1 protein-coding gene is annotated in these 1,201 nt (G+C 48.6%); it reads right to left on the bottom strand.

The annotated features are described in order from the left end of the window. Positions 1-13: 13 nt before the first annotated feature. The coding region (locus tag AB8846_RS23270) for an IS4-like element IS10A family transposase (protein ID WP_032446888.1) at positions 14-1,201 on the bottom strand (1,188 nt) is incomplete at its 5' end.

Genomic DNA, 1,201 nt, shown 5'->3' with positions numbered 1-1,201 from the left:
CTGAAGGATCCCCTCATAAATCAGCCATAGCATAGCCATATTTGAGCAACTGATTGGCGAATAATACCCAGGCCGCCAGCAATTCTTTCTCCGTGATTTGATAATCAGGCCGCCTGAGTACCTCCAATCCCAAGCGAATCGTTGAGAGTACCGTTCGATGCCCAATGGTATTGGCCTGAAAATGCTTATCCCAGCCCTGTTGCTGTGCGTGTAAACCAACTAGCCACAACAGGCATTGAACCATCAACGCTATCAGTAGGATGATGTCGAATCGCTCTGGACTGTTGGTACGACTTTGGCGTAAGCCAAAGCCGTATGCCGGGCTTTTGAGGTCACGAAAGGTTTCCTCTATTTGCATACGTTTGGCGTACAGGTTTACCAGCTGCTTTGGGCTCCGAGATTCTGGTGGTAAATTGCTGGCTAACACCCAAGGCTCTTTCGCCGATGTTGAGTACGTTTTTGCCGATGGATGGTGGCAATTAGTCCTCGTTGAACGCTGATTTGTACGCCCCTTAGGTTTGCTACGATAAAGCGTGAGATGGCAATTGATAGGGTTAGTTTTGGTCAAAGTCTTACAACCCAGGCTCTTCGCTTGACCGTTGGCCAAGTCATGTGTACTTCGAACTGCACGCCAATTTTCAGCGCCAATATCTGCAAATTGAACTGTACCGCGAATACGGCTTAGCCAAAACCAACCATGCGCCTCAACCTCTTTGTACCAAGGCACTTTGAACCCCGCGTCAGTCACGATGAGAGGGGTAACATGCAAAGGTAAAATCTTGGCTAAGTCCGCTAAAAAACCGTTGTGGGAGGCCTTAGAGCATTGTTCTGATAGGGGATAGGACTTCTCATACAGGGTAATAGAGCGGCCATTGAAGGCTATTGAGGCGCGCAGAGCCATGATGCGTTTATGCTCTCGGATGTCTGACCAATCGACGAGCACAATCGGCATAGGGTTACCAGAACAGATGAGGCTGGCATGCCATTGGTAGACAGCTAACCGTTCTTGATGCAGATGCGTGTTGCCGAGCAAACGATCAATGCGCTTGATGTTGTGCTTGGTTCGGGCCGTGGTTGGTAAATTTCGACCTAACTCAGTCAAGGTCAGTGTCTTACATTCAATCAGCGCCTTAGAGGCCAGCATCAAGCTGTTTAATCGTTTTAGGTGAAGTTCTGGGCAGTATTGGTGTAAAGAATGTTG

Source organism: Enterobacter sp. KB-221C9 (assembly GCF_041320715.1).
Taxonomy (GTDB): domain Bacteria; phylum Pseudomonadota; class Gammaproteobacteria; order Enterobacterales; family Enterobacteriaceae; genus Enterobacter; species Enterobacter asburiae_D.
This window is presented reverse-complemented; position numbering and strand designations above follow the sequence as displayed.